16 protein-coding genes are annotated in these 20704 nt (G+C 65.6%); 13 read left to right on the top strand and 3 right to left on the bottom strand.

The window, feature by feature from the left end:
- Positions 1-299 (top strand): HNH endonuclease signature motif containing protein (locus A5750_RS26045; protein ID WP_197505373.1); only part of this gene is annotated, 299 nt, incomplete at its 5' end.
- Here A5750_RS26045 and A5750_RS06705 read toward each other — a convergent pair.
- Genes A5750_RS06705 through A5750_RS06695 form a run of 3 tightly spaced genes read right to left on the bottom strand, consistent with a single transcriptional unit; the run spans position 296 to position 2708 of the window.
- Positions 296-1378 carry a quinone-dependent dihydroorotate dehydrogenase gene (locus A5750_RS06705; protein WP_197505374.1) on the bottom strand — a complete coding sequence of 361 codons (1083 nt, stop codon included), beginning with the start codon at positions 1376-1378 and terminating at the stop codon, positions 296-298. The genes A5750_RS26045 and A5750_RS06705 overlap by 4 nt on opposite strands.
- 26 nt (positions 1379-1404) lie before the next feature.
- Entirely contained in the window at positions 1405-1659 is a 255-nt protein-coding gene (locus A5750_RS06700) for a DUF5703 family protein (protein ID WP_066957062.1), read from the bottom strand.
- Positions 1656-2708 carry a YncE family protein gene (locus A5750_RS06695; RefSeq protein WP_066957065.1) on the bottom strand — a complete coding sequence of 351 codons (1053 nt, stop codon included), beginning with the start codon at positions 2706-2708 and terminating at the stop codon, positions 1656-1658. The genes A5750_RS06700 and A5750_RS06695 overlap by 4 nt, the downstream gene beginning before the upstream one ends.
- Positions 2709-2833: 125 nt before the next feature.
- On the opposite strand from A5750_RS06695, the gene A5750_RS06690 reads away from it, so the two are divergent.
- The 12 genes from A5750_RS06690 to A5750_RS06635 form a co-directional block, all read left to right on the top strand.
- Positions 2834-3136 carry a hypothetical protein gene (locus A5750_RS06690; protein WP_066957068.1) on the top strand — a complete coding sequence of 101 codons (303 nt, stop codon included), beginning with the start codon at positions 2834-2836 and terminating at the stop codon, positions 3134-3136.
- 72 nt (positions 3137-3208) lie between these two features.
- A complete protein-coding gene (locus A5750_RS06685) occupies positions 3209-3973 on the top strand; it encodes a histidine phosphatase family protein (protein ID WP_066957071.1) in 765 nt (254 codons plus the stop codon).
- A gap of 63 nt (positions 3974-4036) precedes the next feature.
- Positions 4037-4624 carry a DUF3090 domain-containing protein gene (locus A5750_RS06680; protein ID WP_066957074.1) on the top strand — a complete coding sequence of 196 codons (588 nt, stop codon included), beginning with the start codon at positions 4037-4039 and terminating at the stop codon, positions 4622-4624.
- Positions 4608-5423: an SCO1664 family protein gene (locus tag A5750_RS06675; protein WP_082948012.1), complete on the top strand. Its 816-nt coding sequence runs from the start codon at positions 4608-4610 to the stop codon at positions 5421-5423. Before A5750_RS06680 ends, A5750_RS06675 begins: the two co-directional genes overlap by 17 nt.
- 31 nt (positions 5424-5454) lie before the next feature.
- On the top strand, positions 5455-6255 hold the full coding sequence (locus A5750_RS06670; protein ID WP_066957080.1) for a 3'(2'),5'-bisphosphate nucleotidase CysQ: 801 nt from the start codon (positions 5455-5457) through the stop codon (positions 6253-6255).
- Between the two features lie 24 nt (positions 6256-6279).
- Positions 6280-7512, top strand: coding sequence for a cysteine--1-D-myo-inosityl 2-amino-2-deoxy-alpha-D-glucopyranoside ligase (gene mshC / locus A5750_RS06665; RefSeq protein WP_066957083.1), 1233 nt, complete (start codon positions 6280-6282; stop codon positions 7510-7512).
- Between the two features lie 661 nt (positions 7513-8173).
- Positions 8174-10837 carry a LuxR C-terminal-related transcriptional regulator gene (locus tag A5750_RS06660; protein ID WP_067261729.1) on the top strand — a complete coding sequence of 888 codons (2664 nt, stop codon included), beginning with the start codon at positions 8174-8176 and terminating at the stop codon, positions 10835-10837.
- Between the two features lie 173 nt (positions 10838-11010).
- On the top strand, positions 11011-11265 hold the full coding sequence (locus A5750_RS06655; protein ID WP_066950692.1) for a hypothetical protein: 255 nt from the start codon (positions 11011-11013) through the stop codon (positions 11263-11265).
- A gap of 215 nt (positions 11266-11480) precedes the next feature.
- A complete protein-coding gene (locus A5750_RS06650; RefSeq protein WP_067261727.1) occupies positions 11481-14153 on the top strand; it encodes a LuxR family transcriptional regulator in 2673 nt (890 codons plus the stop codon).
- A 501-nt stretch (positions 14154-14654) separates the two neighbouring features.
- On the top strand, positions 14655-16391 hold the full coding sequence (locus A5750_RS06645) for an AMP-binding protein (RefSeq protein WP_066953067.1): 1737 nt from the start codon (positions 14655-14657) through the stop codon (positions 16389-16391).
- Between the two features lie 1160 nt (positions 16392-17551).
- The gene (locus A5750_RS06640; protein ID WP_082948297.1) at positions 17552-19351 is read left to right on the top strand and encodes a thiamine pyrophosphate-binding protein; all 1800 of its coding nucleotides are present in this window, start codon (positions 17552-17554) and stop codon (positions 19349-19351) included.
- Between the two features lie 16 nt (positions 19352-19367).
- Positions 19368-20704, top strand: a 1337-nt coding sequence (locus A5750_RS06635) for a condensation domain-containing protein (RefSeq protein WP_231989147.1), incomplete at its 3' end; no start/stop codon positions are given.

Raw genomic sequence — 20704 nt, 5'->3', positions numbered from 1 at the left:
ACCGTGGCTGCTCGGCCCCGGGCTGCGACGTGGCCGGCTACTACTGCGAAGTCCACCACGTCCAGGACTGGGCCAGCACCCACCGCACCGACATCGATCAACTCACCCTGGCCTGCGGACCCCACCACCGCCTCCTGGACAACGGCTGGACCACCCGAAAACGCGCCAACGGCGACACCGAATGGATCCCACCACCGCACCTGGATCGCGGTCAGCCACGCACCAACACCTTCCACCACCCGGAGAAGGTCCTGGCCGAAGACGACGACGAAGAAGCCGACGAAGAAGGGGCGGCTTAACTTGCCGGCCCGCCGGGGGCCGGCGCCGCCGAGCCGACCGCATCGCTGAGCGAGGCGAAGCCGCCGTCGCGCAGCCGACGGGCGACGCCGTCGTGAATGCGCTTGGGCCACAAGCCTCCTCCGTAGATGAAGCCGGTATAGCCCTGCAGCAGCGACGCGCCCGCGGTGATGCGTTCCCACGCGTCGTCGGCCGTTTCGATGCCACCGACGCTGATCAGCACCAGGCGATCACCGACCCGGCCATACAGCCGGCGCAACACCTCGGTGGCGCGGCGCGCCACCGGCGGCCCGGAAATGCCGCCGGGGCCGAGCGCGTCGACCCCCGGCGTCCGAAGGCCCGCACGCGACACGGTGGTGTTGGTGGCGACGATCCCGGCCAGGCCCAGCTCGACAGCCAGGTCGGCGACGTCGTCGAGATCGGCGTCGGAAAGATCGGGCGCGATCTTGACCAGCACCGGCTTCGACGTCTCGGCGAGGACGGCCGACAGGATTGGCCGCAGCGACTCGACGGCCTGCAGGTCGCGCAGACCGGGCGTGTTCGGCGAGCTGACGTTGACCACCAGGTAGGACGCCAGCGGTCCGACCAGGCGGGCGCTGGCCCGGTAGTCGTCGACGGCGTCGGCGGCCGGCGTGGACTTCGTCTTGCCGATGTTGACCCCGATCGGGATGTCGGGTCGGTGACGCGCGAGCTGGATCGCCAGCGCGCCGGCGCCGAGGTTGTTGAAGCCCATCCGGTTCAGCAGGGCTCGGTCCGCGGGCAGCCGGAACATGCGCGGGCGCGGGTTGCCGGGCTGCGCGTTCGCGGTGACGGTCCCGACCTCGGCGTAGCCGAACCCCAGTGCCCCCCAGGTCAGTAACCCCTTGCCGTCCTTATCGAAGCCGGCGGCCAGGCCGAGCGGCCCCGGGAACTGCACCCCGAACACCGTGCTCGCCAGCGCCGGATCGGTGGGGCCCAGCAGGCGGTGCAACAGCCGCCGCGGCAGGCCGACGGCGGTGGCGCCGCGCAACACCGCGAAGACCAGCGTGTGGATGCGCTCGGGTGGAACCAGGAAGAACAGCCGTCGCACGACGCCGTACACCACGCCTTCGCGCGGTTGGGGCACGGTCACAGTTCCGGTTGGTCAGGCCGCCGGGTGTTCAGCCGAGACTTCTTGCGGCGCAACAACACCCGCCTGCTACCATCGGTATACAGCCGCACCCGGGTCAGCTCCCAGCCCCGGTATTCGGCCTCGATGGACAGCCGGATGGACGCGCTGACACGGGTCACCTCGGGTGGCAGGCGCAGCGGCACCCACTCGTATTCGTCGGACAGCTCGGCGTCCCAGCCCGCGGGCAACTGACTTCGGCGCGGCGCGGTCAACGCTTACCCGCCGCGTGTTCGATGACCTGAACCCCCGCACCGGACCCCGACACCACGTACAAGGTGTCTGACGCTTCGTCGAAGGCCAGTGAGTTCGGTTGCTGCACGGTCGGGTAACGCACCTTTTCGACGGGAATTCCGGTGGACAGATCGTAACCAATCACGATATTGGAAGCGGTCTGGGTTACCCAGCTCAACTCGCGGGAGCCGGCCAGGCCGTATGGCGCCTGCGGCACCGGATAGGCCTGCCGCAAGATCAGCGGGTCGACGCCGTACGCCAGCAGCTGGCCGCCCCGGGTGTCGGCGACCAGCACCCGACCCCACGGGTCCGCGGCCATGGTGGTTGCGCCTTCGCCCGCCCGCAACGCCTGGCGGGCTTGGCCGTCGGCGCCGATCGTGGTCACCGAGGTTTGCCCCCGGTCCAGGACGGCTGTCGTATTCCCTTGCGTGGCAAGCGCATCGACGTGGGCGAAGATCTTGGTCCGGCTCCCGACGGTAGCGGTGTCGACGCTGGCCGGGGTCGGCGAGGCAAGGATATAGACGGCCCCGTCGGCGCTGCCCAATACCAATTTGCCGTCGGCGCGTTGGGCCACCGCGGTGAAGTCGACCTGCGCGGCGTCGGTGACGTTCACCTGCCTGGTGTGGCCGGTGGGCAGGTCGACCACGAAATAGCCACCCCGGGCGGCCAGAAAGAGCGTGCCGTGTCCGTCGTCGGTCAACGAGGTCGCCGGCCCCGGCAGGTCGATGACCCGCGGTGCGGCGGTCGGCCCACCGAAGACCGTGACGGTGGCCGGCCCCGGCGGGGCGGCGGCGGGCGCCAGCACCGCCAGCTGGCGGGTCCCGCCGTCGAACGCCGCGGCGGTGGCGCGGGCGGCCAGCGCGCGCACCTCGCCGGCCGGGTTCTGCGACACCGGCGGCGACACGGCGGCCACGGCCGGTTCGATGGTGGGCGGTGCGGATTTGAATGTATTCGACGAACATCCCGCGACGACGCCCAGCAAAAGCGCGGCGCCAAGCAAACCCCGGTGAGCTGCCGCTCGGCGACGCATGTGCGTTGACAGCAATTATTTTCCCTCGCGTAACGACTATGGACTGGGCATACTAAGGAACGCCTTCGCATCCAATATGGCCATGTCGTCTACATCAAGTCCCGCGGGCGAGGTATGGTCGGGCCATGGCCGTCACCGTTGACCGGCATACCGCGGAGAAAGAGTTTGCTGTCGAGGATTTGTCGACAGGCATTTTCGCCAGCGGGTATGGACAAGTCGGTGATGGGCGCAGTTTTGCGTTCCACATCGAGCACCGATCGCTTGTCGTCGAAATTTACCGACCGCGCCTTGCCGGGCCGGTTCCCCAGGCGGATGAGGTGGTCGCCAGGGCGATCCGCAGCCTGGTCGACATCGATGTCTCCGACGAGCGCAGCCTGATCGCCGCCGTTCGTGACTCGGTGGCGCACGCGGTCCCGGTCGCGCGCTAGTCAAGAACCCGCCCCCGCACCGGGTACGGTCGTGATCGTGGTTTGGGCGGCGTATCGGTGGGACACCGCGGCATGACGGTCATCCTGTTGCGCCACGGTCGCTCCACCTCGAACACCGCCGGCGTCCTCGCCGGACGCTCCGAGGGCGTCGACCTCGACGACAAGGGCCGCGATCAGGCCGCCGGGCTGATCGACCGGATCGGTGACCTGCCCATCCGCGGGCTGATCAGTTCGCCACTGCTGCGTTGCCGGCGCACCCTCGAGCCGCTCGCCGAGGCGCTGTGCCTCGAGCCGCTCGTCGAAGACCGGCTCGCCGAAGTGGACTACGGGGACTGGACCGGCCGCAAGATCGCCGAGCTGGCCGGCGAGCCGCTGTGGCGGGTCGTGCAGGCCCACCCGAGCGCGGCGGTGTTCCCCGGCGGCGAGGGGCTGGCGCAGGTGCAGGCGCGCGCCGTGGCCGCCGTCCGGGAACACGATCGACGGCTGGCGGCAGAGCACGGCGGCGACGCCCTGTGGGTGGCCTGCACTCACGGCGATGTCATCAAGGCGGTCGTCGCCGACGCCTACGGCATGCACCTGGACGCGTTCCAGCGGGTCACCGCCGACCCGGCGTCGGTGAGTGTGATCCGATACACCGAACTGCGCCCGTTTGTGTTGCACGTCAACCACACCGGTGCGAAGTTGGCTGCAGCGCTGCGGGCCGGACCACCGCCCAAGGACGAGCCCCAGGATGAGGCGAAGGCGAAGACGGACGGTGAGTCCGGGACGGGGCCAACGGAACAGCCGACCGCGGCCGTTGCGTCCGGCGACGCGGTGGTCGGCGGCTCGACTGATTAATTCAGCTGTCGCGGGGCAATCGAATCGCACGGCGAAGGCAACAGCCGGTATTTTGGAGGTGCCATGGCCCGCGCAATTCACGTCTTCCGCACACCCGACCGCTTCGTGGCCGGGACCGTTGGTCAGCCCGGAAACCGCACGTTCTACATCCAGGCGGTGCACGACGCCCGGGTGGTGTCGGTGGTGTTGGAGAAGCAGCAGGTGGCGGTGCTGGCAGAGCGCATCGGTGCGCTGCTGCTCGAGGTGAATCGCAGGTTCGGCACCCCGGTGCCGCCGGAGCCCGCCGAGGTCGAGGACCTGAACCCGCTGATCACCCCCGTCGACGCCGAGTTCCGGGTCGGAACCATGGGCCTGGGCTGGGATTCGGAGGCCCAGACCGTGGTGGTCGAGTTGCTGGCCGTCACCGACGCCGAATTCGACGCGTCGGTGGTGCTCGACGACACCGACGAGGGTCCCGATGCGGTGCGGGTGTTCTTGACGCCGGAGTCGGCGCGGCAGTTCGCCACGCGCTCCAATCGCGTCATCTCAGCGGGACGCCCGCCGTGCCCGCTGTGCGACGAGCCGTTGGATCCGGAGGGCCATATCTGCGCGCGCGCCAACGGCTATAGGCGCAGCGCGCTGCTCGGGCCTGACGATGAACTTGAGGCCTGACGACCGTGAGGTGTTGCGCAACGGCGAGCTGACGGTCATCGGACGCATCCGCTCAGCCAGCAACGCCACCTTCCTGTGCGAGTCCACACTCGGCGAATCGACCGTGCACTGCGTCTACAAGCCGGTCTCCGGCGAAGCCCCGCTGTGGGATTTTCCCGACGGAACGCTGGCCGGCCGCGAACTCGCGGCCTACCTGGTGTCGACGCAGTTGGGGTGGAACATCGTGCCCTACACGGTGATTCGTCACGGGCCGGCCGGTCCGGGCATGCTGCAACTCTGGGTGGACCAACCCGGCGACGCGGCCGACTCCGACCCCAGACCCGGCCCCGACCTGGTCGACCTGTTTCCCGCCAACAAGCCCGAGCCGGGTTATCTGCCGGTGCTGCGGGCCTACGACTACGCCGGCGACGAGGTCGTCCTGATGCACGCCGACGACATCCGGTTGCGCCGCATGGCCGTCTTCGACGTGCTGATCAACAACGCAGACCGCAAAGGTGGCCACGTGCTGCGCGACATCGAGGGGCACGTCTACGGCGTCGACCACGGGGTGTCCCTGCACGTCGAGAACAAGCTGCGCACGGTGCTATGGGGCTGGGCCCACAAGCCGGTCGACCAGAAAATGTTGGACGCGGTCGCCGGGCTCACCGAGGTCCTGGGCGGCTCGCTGTGCGACGAACTGGCCGAGCACATCACGCGGGCGGAGATCGCGGCGTTGCGCAGGCGCGCGCACGCGCTGCTGGACGATCCGGTGATGCCGGGACCCAACCGGCACCGACCCATTCCGTGGCCGGCCTTCTAGTGGCGGTCGCAGCGTCGGAGATACTGAACCGGTGAGCCTGGCCCCGGATGAGCTGACCGACGCCGCACTGGCCGCCGAACTCGCCGCGGACGCGGGGGAGCTGCTGCTGAAAGTGCGCGACGAGATCGGCTTCGGTCATCCGTGGGCGTTGGGCGACGCCGGGGACACCCTGGCCAACGAGCTGATCCTGCGGCGGCTGCGCGCCGAGCGCCCCGGCGATGCCGTGCTCAGCGAGGAAGCCTACGACGATCTGGTCCGGCTCAAGCACGACCGGGTGTGGATCATCGATCCGCTGGACGGCACCCGCGAGTTCTCCACGCCGGGCCGCGACGACTGGGCGGTGCACATCGCGCTGTGGCAGCGTCCCAGCGGCGAAGCCACCAACGGTCAGCGAGAGATCACCGACGCCGCGGTGTCGTTGCCGGCCCGCGGGAACATGGTGTACCGCACCGACACCGTCACCGCCGACGCCGCGCGGGTCGGCATACCCCATACGTTTCGCATCGCCGTCAGCGCCACCCGGCCGCCCTTCGTGCTGCACCGCATGCGCCAATCGTTGGCGATCCAGCCGGTGGCCATCGGTTCGGCGGGCGCCAAGGCGATGGCCATCATCGACGGCGACGTCGACGCCTACCTGCACGCGGGCGGCCAATGGGAGTGGGACTCGGCGGCGCCGGCCGGCGTCGTGATGGCCGCCGGCATGCACGCGTCACGCCTGGACGGCTCGCCGATGCGCTACAACCAGTTCGATCCGTACCTACCCGATTTCGTGATGTGCCGCGCCGAGGTGGCACCGATCCTGCTCGCTGCCATCCGCGACGCATGGCGCTAGGTCACCGCGTTTAGAGTCGTTGGCATGCAGTCGTGGGAGTTTCCACCGGTCCCGGTATTGCCGGGACGTGGACCGGAGCTTCGGCTGTATGACACCTCCGATCGCCAGGTGCGGCCGGTGGCGGCCGGATCGACTGCGACCATGTACGTCTGCGGCATCACCCCGTACGACTCCACTCATCTCGGGCACGCGGCCACCTATCTCACCTTCGACCTGGTCTACCGACAGTGGCTGGACCTCGGCCACGCCGTGCACTACGTGCAGAACATCACCGACGTCGACGACCCGCTGTTCGAGCGCGCCGACCGCGACGGCGTCGACTGGCGCGAGCTCGGCGATCGTGAGGTCGCGCGCTTCCGCGAGGATATGGCGGCGCTGCGCGTCCTGCCGCCGCGCGATTACGTTGCGGCCACCCAGGCGATCCCCGAGGTGGTCGAGCTCGTCGAGAAGATGCTGGCGTCGGGGGCGGCGTACGTCGTCGACGGCGACTACCCGGACGTCTACTACCGGGCGGACGCCACGCCGCAGTTCGGCTACGAGTCAGGCTACGACCGCGAAACCATGCTGCGGCTCTTCGAGCAGCGCGGCGGCGACCCGCACCGGCCCGGCAAGACCGACGAGCTGGACGCCCTGCTGTGGCGGGCCGCGCGGCCGGGGGAGCCGAGCTGGCCGTCACCGTTCGGCGACGGCCGCCCCGGCTGGCACGTCGAGTGCGCGGCGATCGCGCTCAGCCGCATCGGCAGCGGCCTGGACATCCAGGGCGGGGGCAGTGACCTGATCTTCCCGCACCACGAGTTCACCGCCGCGCACGCCGAGTGTGTACGGGGTGAGCGGCGATTCGCGCGGCACTATGTGCACGCCGGAATGATTGGCTGGGATGGGCACAAGATGTCCAAGAGCCGCGGCAATCTGGTGCTGGTGTCGACGTTGCGGGCCCAGGGCGTCGAGCCGGCGGCCATCCGGCTGGGACTGCTGTCCGGGCACTACCGCGCGGATCGCTTTTGGAGCCAGCAGGTGCTCGACGAGGCCAACGCCCGGCTGCGGCGCTGGCGCACCGCGACCGCCCTGCCCGCCGGCCCGGACGCCGACGTCATCACGCGGGTGCGTCAGTACTTGGCCGACGACCTAAATACCCCTAAAGCCCTTGCTGCGCTTGATGGTTGGGCCGCCGATGCGCTCGAATACGGGGGCCATGACACCGAGGCGCCGAAGCTGGTAGCAACGGCGATCGATGCCCTACTCGGCGTCGAACTCTGATCGCGGCGCATTGTTGTCGGCCCGCGGAACGGTTGTCGGGATGGTGCATTACGCACCGAATCCGCAGTGCTGCGCGGTGGGGTCGCCGACTGTTGGCGAGTCTCCCGGCGCCCGCAGAATGTTTGCTAGAATCCCTCGTTCAATATTGTGGATGACCAGAAACGCCTGTTCAACGCATGTATAACTTGCACCTATGTAAATTATGACTCACTAATTTGCGTTTGCTGAAAACCTAGCATGGGTATATATCTATAGGAAGTGGTCGGCTGAAGAATGCGGTGAGACCAATGGGAACGGACAGCGAGTCGGCGGAGCCTTCGGAAGGCCGCGACTTGTTGGACGCCGCCTGGCGGCCTCGGGGTGCACCGCAACTGGATCGTTACGCATGAGATCAGACACACATGAGATCAGACCAGTTCGCCCGAGGTGCGCAGCCGGATACGGCTAAGGAGCCTCTGTTTGTGATACGAGCCGGGGCAAGCCCTCGGAGTGGTTCCTAAGGCTGCGGCCAGTGTCCGCGGAAAGCCCCATCGCACGTTGGACCCAATCGGTCCGGTCGACCTCGACCACTGCTTTAGCCGGAACGCGGGGCCGCAGTGCGCCCCGCGAGAAGTCAGGTAGGCATCCGGTGGGGCGGGAGGGTCGTTGTACGTGGTCGATAGTGGCGCGGGATGCGGAGTTTCGTCGTGCGTTGGCGGCTGTCGAGGATGGGGATTTGCAGGGGGTCGTGTTGGTGGGCGAGTCCGGGGTGGGCAAGTCGACTCTGGCTCGGATGCTGGCAAAGGCTCTCGAGTCGGCGGGGTGGACGGTGCGGTTTGCGCTGGGCACGCAGACGGGTTCGGCGGTCCCGTTGGGGGCGTTTTCCCGCGCGGTGACTCTGGATGTGGCTCATGAGCCGGCGTTGATGTTGGCGGCTGCGCATCAGACGTTGGAGCAGGACGAGAATCTCGTCGTCGTTGTCGATGATGCGCAGTTGCTTGATCCGTTGTCGGCGACGTTGGTCAATCAACTGGCGGCAAGTCGCAGTGCGCGATTGATCGTGACGATCCGATCGGGTGAGCCGGTTTTCGATGCGGTCACTGCGTTGATCAAGGAGCGGTTGTTACTGACCGTTCATGTTGATCCGTTCACTCGCGAGCAGACCGGCGTGTTGGCTACTGCCGTTCTTGGTGGTGTGGTCGAGGCGCGGTTGATTGATGCGCTCTACGAGCGCAGCGGGGGCAACCTGGTGTTGTTGCGGGGTTTGCTTAGTGCGAGCCGCGAAAGCGGGGCGGTGGTGTGTGCGGATGGCTGCTGGCAGCTGCGAGGGCCTCTGCAGGCGGATCGAGAACTCTATGAGCTGTTGGGTTTTCGGCTGTGGTCTCTTACTCCCGAGGAGTTGGAGGTCGTTGAGGTCTTGGCTATCGCCGAGGTGTTGGAGTGGAAGATCCTGCGCAATGTATGTGATGCGGGCGCGGTGGCGCGGTTGGAGCAGGGTGGCTTGATCCAAATGCTCGCCGATGGTTCGCACACGTTGGCTCATCTGAACGACCCGGTCATCGGTGAGGTGGCGCTTCGGCACGCCGGCGTGGTGCGGTCACGGCACCTCAACGGCCGCCTGGCTAAGGCTTTTGCCAAATGTCTTGAGGTGCAGGGGCGGAACACGCAATCGCCGAGTATGCATGGCCAGATTCGGCTCGCGCAGTTCACGGTGCGAAGCGATCTGGACCCAGACCTCAATGTGGTCATCGAGGCCGCGGCGGACGCACTGGCAATGTCGGACATCGCGCTGGCCGAGGAACTTTCGAGATTCGCGGTCGACCGTGGCGGTGGCTTGCCGGCCGCTTTGCTGCTCGGCGAGGCCCTGAGTTGGCAGGGCCGCGCCGACGAGGCCGAGATTGTGCTCGTCGACGCCGAGGCCGACGCCGTGCTTGTCGACGCCGAGCCTGATGACGCCGATGAATGGCTGTTTGCGCGGTGGGGCTGTCTGCGCAGCGCGAACCTGTTCTTTGGTTGCGGCGACGCCGAAGTCGCCTGTCGTGTACTCAGTGAGGTGAAAAAGCGCATCACGTCGGCGATCGCAGTGCAACTCGTCAACACGCTAGAGATGTCAATGGGTTTCTATTCTGGCGACGTTGCGACGACGATAGAGATCGGCCCGGATTTTAGTGAGTCCGAAATGTTGCCGATGGCGGCCGTGTGGGCGGCCGTCCCGACATGCGGTGCCTTTGCGGCTGTTGGGCGATTCAGCCAAGTTCATGTGATGGCAGATGCCGCGTTGCGCGCCGCTGCGTCCTGCGGCCTGGGACTGCAACGGTTCAACATCGGGTTGGCCGAAGTCACGGCCGAGACGGCCGCCGGTGACTGTCAGGCGGCCGAACGCATTTGGAAGCATTACGCCGCCATGGCTGCGGGTGTGCCCGAGGCGGACGCGATGGTGCACGCGATGCTGGGATTGGTGCACCTGGCCCGCGGTGCGTTGCCCGCTGCGCGCACTGCCTTTGAAGAATCGAAATCCGTTTTCTCACGGAGGTTTCCAGCGCCTTGGTTGATGCTGGTGGCCGCCTGGCAGACGGTCGCAGACGCGGGCTTAGGAGACAGCGGGGCGGCCGCCGCGGCGTTGGACAGTGCGGAGAAAGCGTATGGACCCCATGTCGCGGTCTTCTTGCCCGAGCTCGAGCTTGCCCGTGGCTGGGAACGCGCATCGGTCGGTGAAATGATGGTCGCTCAAGCACATGTGGTGCAGGCGGCGCAGATTGCGCAAAGCGCGGGGATGCACGCGGTCGAGTTGCGGGCGCGGCATACGGCCGTCCGCTTTGGCGATTCGTCGCACGCCACGCGGTTGGAAGAACTCGCGAAAATCTTGAACACGCCGTTGGCGGGCGTGGTGGCCAGCCATGCCCGTGGCCTTGCCGACCACGACGCCGGTTCTGTCGATGCCGCGGCACGTCGGTTCGCCGACCTGGGCGCATTAGCTCTAGCCGCCGATGCTTCGGCGCAGGCGGCCGGCGAATATGCGCGACGGGGGGAGCGTGGCAAGAAGTTTGAGTCGCTGCTCCAGACCGGCGCTATGGCAGGACGCTGCGGACTTCATTCTCCGGCGGTCAGGGCCGCGGCGCGTCCGTTACTGTTCAGCACTCGTGAGCGCCAGATTGCGATGCTGGTCGTCACCGGTTTGTCCAATCGCCAGATTGCCGACCAGTTGGTGGTCTCCGTGCGGACGGTAGAGGGTCACCTGTACCGCCTCTTCGCTAAACTCGGCATCACTCATCGCGACCAGCTGATCAACCTATTGAGCGGGGATCCGTTCGGCGGGACGTTGTTAGGATTTCGTCCTGCAACCTGAGTCTCCGCTGAGCGCCACTCGCGAACCCAATACTCACTGAGTGGCCTTCTCGCGCAGATCCGTAAGCCCTTCCACGCAACGCAGGCGCGACTCCTACTCGATCTGGACCTGCCCGCCACCCGACGGTATGTCAAATCGGCCGCCGCCCCTTAGCAGCGCCATACGCTCGGCACATGACGGCGATTCGGGAGGGCGTGAGAGCGCGTCGGCAGCTCACAGACATGGAGAAGCAACTGCTGCCGTGGTGGTTCGCTACCCGCACCCGCTCGGGGGCGCCGATGACGATCTGTCCGTGGTGCCAGGGCCCCGCCGAGGACCATCCGCTCGACACACGGGTTGTCCCATCGGATCTGGTGGCCGAGTTGGGATCCGCCCCGATTGAGGTGCGGTTATGCACAGGGCGACCCGGATCGGAGAGCTACCGGTGATGACGAGATGGTTTGCCAGCCAGACCTAGTCCGGGAGACCGGTCAAGGTCCCATCGCAGCGGCAGCGGAAATACGGCTGTCCATCGGCGCAGGACGCCGGCATCGGGTTGCGGCAGCGAGTGACCGGACAAGACAAGTTCGGTTGTCGAGGCCTGACGCAACTCAACGGAGGTAGGCATCCGGTGGGGCGGGAGGGTCGTTGTACGTGGTCGATAGTGGCGCGGGATGCGGAGTTTCGTCGTGCGTTGGCGGCTGTCGAGGATGGGGATTTGCAGGGGGTCGTGTTGGTGGGCGAGTCCGGGGTGGGCAAGTCGACTCTGGCTCGGATGCTGGCAAAGGCTCTCGAGTCGGCGGGGTGGACGGTGCGGTTTGCGCTGGGCACGCAGACGGGTTCGGCGGTCCCGTTGGGGGCGTTTTCCCGCGCGGTGACTCTGGATGTGGCTCATGAGCCGGCGTTGATGTTGGCGGCTGCGCATCAGACGTTGGAGCAGGACGAGAATCTCGTCGTCGTTGTCGATGATGCGCAGTTGCTTGATCCGTTGTCGGCGACGTTGGTCAATCAACTGGCGGCAAGTCGCAGTGCGCGATTGATCGTGACGATCCGATCGGGTGAGCCGGTTTTCGATGCGGTCACTGCGTTGATCAAGGAGCGGTTGTTACTGACCGTTCATGTTGATCCGTTCACTCGCGAGCAGACCGGCGTGTTGGCTACTGCCGTTCTTGGTGGTGTGGTCGAGGCGCGGTTGATTGATGCGCTCTACGAGCGCAGCGGGGGCAACCTGGTGTTGTTGCGGGGTTTGCTTAGTGCGAGCCGCGAAAGCGGGGCGGTGGTGTGTGCGGATGGCTGCTGGCAGCTGCGAGGGCCTCTGCAGGCGGATCGAGAACTCTATGAGCTGTTGGGTTTTCGGCTGTGGTCTCTTACTCCCGAGGAGTTGGAGGTCGTTGAGGTCTTGGCTATCGCCGAGGTGTTGGAGTGGAAGATCCTGCGCAATGTATGTGATGCGGGCGCGGTGGCGCGGTTGGAGCAGGGTGGCTTGATCCAAATGCTCGCCGATGGTTCGCACACGTTGGCTCATCTGAACGACCCGGTCATCGGTGAGGTGGCGCTTCGGCACGCCGGCGTGGTGCGGTCACGGCACCTCAACGGCCGCCTGGCTAAGGCTTTTGCCAAATGTCTTGAGGTGCAGGGGCGGAACACGCAATCGCCGAGTATGCATGGCCAGATTCGGCTCGCGCAGTTCACGGTGCGAAGCGATCTGGACCCAGACCTCAATGTGGTCATCGAGGCCGCGGCGGACGCACTGGCAATGTCGGACATCGCGCTGGCCGAAGAACTTTCGAGATTCGCGGTCGACCGCGACGCAGGCTTACCAGCCGCAATGGTGCTTGCGGAGGCGATAAGTTGGCGGGGGCGCGCCGACGAGGCCGAGATCGTTCTTGTCGACGCCAAGCCTGACGATGCCAACGAGTCGCTGATCGTGCAGTGGATGTGTCGGCGGGCTGCAAACTTGTTCTTCGACTGTGGGCACATCGAGCAGGCACGGGCATTACTGGCCGACGCGAAACATCGCGCCAGGTGTGGTGAAAGCGCGAGTCTGGTTACAGCCATCGAGTCGGCATTCGCGTTCTTTACCGGCGACGTCGCCACGGCGATCGAGCGAGGGTTGCCGCTGTGCGCAATCGGTCAGCCAAGTTCGACGGTCCTATGGGCTATCACGCCGACGACATGGGCGTTGGCGCTGGTTGGCCGGACTCGCGAAGTGCAGGAGATAGCTGACCAGGGGGAGGCGACGACGCACGGCCGTCTGGGCCCATATCGATTCGTCAGCGGGCTGGCTGAGGTTGCGGCGTTGACGGCCGCTGGTGAGTATCCGGCAGCCGAACGTGTCTGCCAGCGCTACGCCGCCATGACCGCCGGCTTGCCCGAGGCAGATGCCATGGTGCAGGCGATGCTGGGCTTGGTGCACCTGGCCCGCGGCGCACTTCCCGCCGCGCGCGCCGTCCTACACGACTCGACATCGGTTTTGTCGCACGAGTTTCCAGCAGGGCTGTTGCTGCTGGTGGCGGCTTGGTGGACGCAGGCAGAAGGGGCTCACAGTGACGGTGCGGCGGCCGCCGCAGCGTTGGCCAGTGCGGAGAGAGCTTATGGACCGCATGTCGCGGTGTTTCTGCCCGAACTCGAACTCGCCCGGGCCTGGGAACGCGCATCTGTGGGCGAGACGGCGGCCGCCCGAACGCACGCGGTGCAAGCGGCGCAGATCGCGGAGAACGGGGGAATGCATGCGATCGAGTTGCAGGCACGTCATACGGCGGTGCGCTTCGGCGATTCGTCGCACGCCACGCGGTTGGAGAAACTCGCCACAATCTTGAACACGCCGTTGGCGGAGGCGATCGCCGGCCATGCCCGCGCCCTGGCGCGCCAGGACGGCGATCTACTCGACGCTGCCGCGCGGCGATTCGTCGAACTCGGCGCGTTGGCCCTCGCCGCGGACGCGTCTGCCCAGGCGGCCGGTGAACACGCTCGGCTCGACGACCGGGGCAAGGAAGTCGAGTCGTCGATCTGGGCATACCGGCTGGCGGGCCAATGCGGTTTGCGCACACCGGCGTTCGAGGCCGCGGCGCGGCCGCTACCGTTCAGCGGTCGCGAGCGCCAGATCGCGATGCTCGTCGTCGCCGGTTTGTCCAACCGCCAAATCGGTGACCGGTTGTTCATCTCGGTGCGGACGGTGGAAGGACACCTGTACCGTATCTTCGCCAAACTCGGCATCACCAATCGTGATCAGCTCATTGACCTGATAAACCGGGATGAGTCGGACCTCCACGCATCGCCGGGACAAGGTGACGAGGCATTTAATGACAAGCCGCATGACCGCCACGCGGCCGGCTAGGACCCGCGAAGGCGCGTCGCCGCGCGGAAAGGCCACTCGCACAGTGCGAAACCGAAGTCACATCGTCCTGTGACCGATTACCGCGAACGAGGGGTTCGCGCCGAACTTGCGGGCGCGACCTCAACGCGGTGGATGTCTGCCGCACTACTCTAAGTAGGCGCGTTCACCACTCAACTCACGTCAATCCGGCCACCATGTCAGGTCGGGGGACCATACGCTCCCGCGCATGACATTCAGTCGGGAGGGCAAGGCCGGTTGGTCCCGCAAGACCCTGGATCACGATCCGAAACCACTCGGATCCGCCGAAGCGGTTTGGACGAGGTGTGTTTGGGTCGCAGGAGGCACCCTGCCCTCTTGCTGGTTCGCGACGGGCGGCGCTTGGCGCCGTTTGACGGCTATCGCGCCCGACTCCGGTCAGCCGCCCAGACGCGGGCCCCTGCCAGCACTGGAAACCCCAAACCTGATGGTGCAGAACTACCTTGAGCGACTGAGGAGCTCACCGTGACTGGGCCCTCGCTCACCGCTTTGCTCCAGGAGCGAGCGAGCCGGCAGCCTGATGCGGCCGCTTATACGTTCATCGAATACGACGTCGACCCGAGGGGGATCGCCGAAACACTCAGCTGGCGGCAAGTCCAGCAACGAGCGCAGGTCGTTGCTGACGAGTTGTCGATGTGCGGTTCGAATGGGAGTCGGGTCGCAATACTGGCCCCCCAGGGGCTCGAATACATCGTTGCTTTCCTGGGTGCAGTCCAAGCCGGAGCGATCGCGGTTCCGTTGCCGATCCCGCAAGTAGGTCTCCACGACGAGCGTGTGTCCGCCGTGTTGCGCGACTGCGCGCCTTCGGCGATTCTCACCACGTCTTGCGCCGTTTCTGAAGTAACAAAGTATGCGGAGAGCTTCAACGGCGGGACGGCCCCGTTATTGATTGAGGTTGATTCGCTGGATCTAGATGTCCCTCGGCGGCCCCAGCCCGTGCACTGCCCGCCCTCGCGGCCCGCGTATCTGCAGTACACATCGGGCTCTACCCGCGCGCCCGCCGGTGTCGTCGTGACGCACAAGAACGTTGTCACAAATGTCCAGCAGGCATTCGCCGACTTGATCGGGGAAACGGGAGCGGCCGGGATGAGGCTGGTTTCCTGGTTGCCGTTCTACCACGACATGGGGCTGCTGCTGGGGGTATGCGGGTCCCTGGTGACCGGGCACAGCGCGGTATTGATGAGCCCATTTTCCTTCCTGCGCAGACCGGTTCGTTGGATGCAAATGCTCGCCGCCGATCACCCGACGCTCTCCGCCGCGCCAAATTTCGCTTTCGATTTGGCAGTGTGGCGAATATCGGACGAGGAGATGGCCGGCCATGACCTCGGCAACGTGCTCGGGATCGCCAGCGGCGCAGAACGGGTTCACGTCGCCACCGTCGAGCGGTTCATGCACCGCTTTGCCCGGTTCGGTCTCAAAGACACGGCGATACGGCCGTCGTACGGGCTCGCGGAGGCAACGGTGTACGTGGCCAGTGCCGACGCAGGGCGCCCGGTGAAAACCGTCCGATTCGACAACGAAAAACTGTCCCGCGGCTACGCCAAGGCTTGTGACACCGCCGGCCGCGGTGTACACCTGATCGGTCACGGTACTTGCCGCTCGACCGTTCTGCGGATCGTCGACCCGGAAGGCGGAACCGAGAATCCGGCCGGAAAGGTCGGCGAAATCTGGGTTCACGGCGACAACGTCGCAAACGGATATTGGCAGAAGCCCGATGAAACCCTGGGCACCTTCAGCGCGAGTCTGGTCAGCCCGGGGCCCGATACCCCGAAAGCCCCTTGGTTGAGAACCGGGGATTTAGGGGTCATCTCGGATGGCGAGCTGTTCATCATCGGCCGGATCAAGGATCTGTTGATCATCCACGGGACCAACCACTACCCGGATGACATCGAAGCCACCATTCAACAGGTAACGAAGGGACGTGTCGCAGCTATCGCTGTGCCGGCTGACGGAACGGAGCGGCTGGTCGCTGTTGCCGAGGTGAGAATGCGGGACACGCTCGACGACCAGATGCAGGAGCTCAGCTCGCTGAAGTGCCAAGTCATTTCAGCGATATCGAACGCGCACCGCCTGCGGGCCGCCGACATCGTCTTTGTGACACCCGGTTCCATTCCAACTACGACCAGCGGCAAAGTTCGGCGCACCGCCTGCGCCAAGCTCTACCAACGGGCTGAATTCGACCGTCTGGACGCGATGCCATGAAGGCAACCTTTGGTCAGGCCGTCGAATTGCGAGAGTGGCTGATCGACTGTGCGGCAACAGCCCCTGGCTTCCAGCCTGGCTCGGCGCCGATCTCTCGTTGTACGACCTCGGGTTAAAGGTCCCGTGCCGCGGCTCGGGTTCGGCAGGTCACCCGCGGTGGCCTGCCGTCCGGCTGCGCAGATCGTAGTTGATTCGACACCGCCCCCAGCGTTCCATCGCCCTGGTCCCCAGGACTCCGTCAGCCGGGTGGTCGCTACGCGTTGCGGCGTGCGGAGAAAGCCTACGAATCCGATCTTGCGGTGTTCGTGCGAGACGGAGCGGGATGCACGTGGCGGAGAACCGGGTACTCGCCTTCACCCGTCGTGGTCGCGAGATCGCCGACCGGTGGTCATCTCCATGCGCACCGGCGGAGGAACCCACACCTGACGATCCAAGATGCGTCTTGACCCAACACTATTCACCGACGTTTGGGCCTCATCCCAATAATCAGCGCGCGGCTGCCGCGTGGTTCGCCCAGAAGTCAATAAGCGGACCTCGTCAATCGAGACCCGAACGATGCCCCTGCACACCCTTAGCAGGGATTTCGGTGCGAGCTACGAGTCCAGCGCCCCTTCGGGCATCCTTCCGATGATCGGTGATCGCCCGAGCGCCTGGTGACACTTACGGTCAAGGACACGGCGACTGAGCCCTCACACGCACTACCGGCTCGGCCACTACTCGATCTCTGCGCGAGCACCACCTGAGTCGGATCAATCGGTTCATGACGTTCGCTCGAGGAACCATAAACTCCCGCCCATGACATCCTGCCTAGCGGGTATGCCCGGTTGGCCCCTCGTGGTTGTGAATTACGACTTGGACCGCGCGGAACACGCTAAACGCATTACACAAGAATGCTTTTGGGGTTTCTCGCGATCCGAAGCCTTTCGCCCGCGAGTCGATTCCGTGCGTCTGACGCGACAGAGCACGTCTCGGCCGACCCACTCCACGGTGGGACGATCGGCCGGACGGTCCGGTGCAGTGGATCGCGCTTCGGTGATCTCAGCCCGGATGGCTTGTCTTATGAGCTCGCCGGCTCCGCAGCAGTTTCGCCCACGACCAGATGCGAACAGGTGACCGGTTCGAGTATGCGATCCCCTACGACGTTTCCAGAGGTTGAAATCATGTCTCAGAGGCAACGAGTGGCCGACCACATCGTCGGGTACCTCGCGGCAATCGGAGTCGACCACATCTTCGGCGTCGACGGCTGCAACATCGAGGACCTTTACGACGCGGCCGGCTTGCGCTCGGACATCAGCGCCGTGTTGGCCAAGCATGAGTTCTCGGCAGCCGCAATGGCCGACGGATACAGCCGCAGCGGTGGCGCTCTGGGTGTGATGGCAGCGACATCCGGAGGGGGTGCACTGAATCTGATTCCCGGCCTCGGAGAATCGTTTGCCAGCCGGGTTCCGGTACTGGCATTGGTGGGTCAGCCGTCGACCGCGACGGACGGCCATGGCGGCTTCGAGGACACCAGCGGCCGCAACGGCTCGCTGAACGCCGAGGCGCTGTTTTCCGAGGTGTCGATATTCTGCCGACGGGTGCTGGACCCCGCCGAAATCGCCCACGCTCTGCCGACTGCCGTGGCGGCGGCGAGCACAGGTGGCCCCGCGGTATTGCTGCTACCCAAAGACATTCAGAAGGCGTCCGCCCCGTCCAACGGTCACGTGAATGGATATGCGGCCGAGCGGGTCCCTGCTATCGGTGACCCGCAGCCGATCGTTCAAGCGCTGCGGGGGGCGAACGGGCCGATCACCATCATCGCGGGTGAGCAGGTAGTCCGTGACGATGCACGAGCCGAGCTGGCGGTACTGCGCGCGGTGCTTCGCGCGCGGGTGGCGTGTGTTCCTCATGCCAAAGACGCCGCCGGCACACCCGGCTTCGGTTCCTCGTCGGCGCTTGGGGTGACCGGGGTCATGGGCCACCCCGGTGTGGCGGAAGCAGTGGCCGGGAGCGCCCTGTGCCTGGTAGTCGGGACTCGGCTGCCGGTGATCGCGCGCGCCGGCCTTGACGATGCGCTGGCCACCGCACAGACGGTCTCGATTGGGTCTGAGCCACCGTACATCCCGTGCCCGCACGTCGACAGCGACGACCTACGTACATCTTTGCGAATGCTGACGAGTGCACTCACCGGTCGGGGGCGGCCAAGAGGGGTTAGGGTGCCAGACGCGATATGGCGCACGGAACTGACTCCGCCACCATTCGACGGTCCGGGGATCCGCTACCGGGACGCCATGAACGTCCTCGATCGCCTGCTACCTGGTGACGTCGACATTGTCGTTGACGCCGGCAATGCCGGCGCCGCGGCGGTCCATTACCTACCTGTGCGACGCACGGGCAGGTTCACGGTCGCGCTCGGCATGGGCGGCATGGGATACAGCTTCGGCGCAGGTATCGGGATGGCGTTCGCCCGCGGCAAAGATGAGACACGGCAAGGGCGTGTCGTGGTGATCGCGGGCGACGGTGCCTTCTTCATGCACGGCATGGAGGTGCACACCGCAATACAGTACCGGCTACCGGTGACATTCGTCTTGTTCAATAACAACGCCCACGCGATGTCTGTGACCAGCGAAGGGCAGTTTCACCGCAATGGCCGCAGTGATAACCGGTTCACGGCGAGTCAGCTCGGGGCCGGCCTCGCGGCTATGTTCCCCGGGCTTCCAGCGGTCGATGTGACGGACGCCGACGACTTCAGCGCGGCGATTCGCCGGGCGCTGCGGCTCGATGGTCCGTCGGTCGTCAGCCTCGAATGCTCCGCTGACGAAATGCCGCCCCTTGCCACATTTTTCGGGCCATCAAAAGTTAAAACCGTTGTTTGCCAAGACGTACAAAGGAGACCACAACCGATGTCGTTCCAGCCCTCGACGACATGGCCTCCCATGCCGGCGTCACCGCACGTCCGATGCCCACATCGGCCTAGATAGGAAGTTCGTCGTCATTATGCTCAATTACGGTACGCAAGCCGACGTCCTGGGACCTTTGACGGCCGCTCAGCGGGCGATCTGGACCGCTCAACTACTTCAGCCCGACGTTTCTTACAACTTCGGCGGTTACGTCGCGATCGATCACGATGTCGACATCGAGAGGCTCACCGCCGCTTGCCAAGCCGCAGCACGGCGGTTCGGCACACCCTGCGCCCGCCCATCTCTCAATGACGGCGAACCGGTCTTCGTCGTCGACCGCTCGATTCCGCAGACACTGCGCTGCATCGATCTGCGCGTCGAGAGTGACCCGGCGGCCGCCGCGATCAGCTGGATGAACAACGACTACCGCCAGCCGTTTGACCCGCTTCGCGACCGGCTGTGCGACTTGGCTTTACTGCGGATCACCGACAATCTGTCGTACTTCTATTTGCGGGGGCACCACGTCCTCTTTGACGGGTATGGGGCAAATAATTTCATGCGGCACATCGCTGCCGTCTATTCAGGGTCCGTTCCCGACACCGTCGAAGTCGTCGACTTCTCCGAGTTTGCGCTTATTCGCACGGCGGATCTGAAGTATCAGGAGTCGTCGCGCTGTGCTGCCGATGCTGAGTACTGGAAAACGGTGGTGCGCGGACCACTGGACGTCACCGACCTGGCGGGTGCGCGAAGGTCGATCGCGCCACGCCACCCGATAGTGCATGAGCTGGTCTGCAAGCGCAGCGTGTCGGAAGACAAGCAGGACCGATTCGATGTCCCAAGGGCTGTCGCCACATTGGCGGCTTTCATCGCAAAAACGACGGGGCGTCAGAACGTCTCCATGTCGCTTGCGGTTTCGGCCCGCACGACCGCCGCGCTGAAGAGATGTGCGGGTATGGTGTCGAACCTCTTGCCACTGCCCGTCTGCGTCGATGACGGCGAGAGCATCGGTGCATTGACCGATCGGGTCGGCACGAATTTGATTGGGGCGCTGCGGCATCAACAGTTCCGGCGCTGGCCAGATTTGATTGTCGATGCTGCCCGCCTTGACATGAACGTCGAGTTCGGGCCGGTGATCAACGTGATGGCCTTCGCCGAGCCATTTCGTTTCGGACCTTCGGAAGTGACTTACGAGGTCTTCAATTTCCCCGTGCAAGACGTTGCGTTCAACATCTATCCGAGAACGGTCGACGGTAGGCCCCGAATCCAGTTCGCGTGGAACCCCGACCGTTACAACGCCGACGAGATGGCCAGGCACATCGCCCGTCTCGAATCGCTTCTTGACCGCCTTTTGGTGGCCGATTCGTCGGTGGTGGTGGGTGAGGTGGCGTTGCTGGATCGCGGTGAGCGTGAGTTGGTGTTGTCGGGGTGGTCTGG

It is taken from the genome of Mycobacterium sp. 852002-51613_SCH5001154 (genome assembly GCF_001667425.1).
GTDB lineage: Bacteria > Actinomycetota > Actinomycetes > Mycobacteriales > Mycobacteriaceae > Mycobacterium.
Note: the sequence above shows the minus strand (reverse complement) of the source record. Positions and strands in the feature narration are given on the sequence as shown.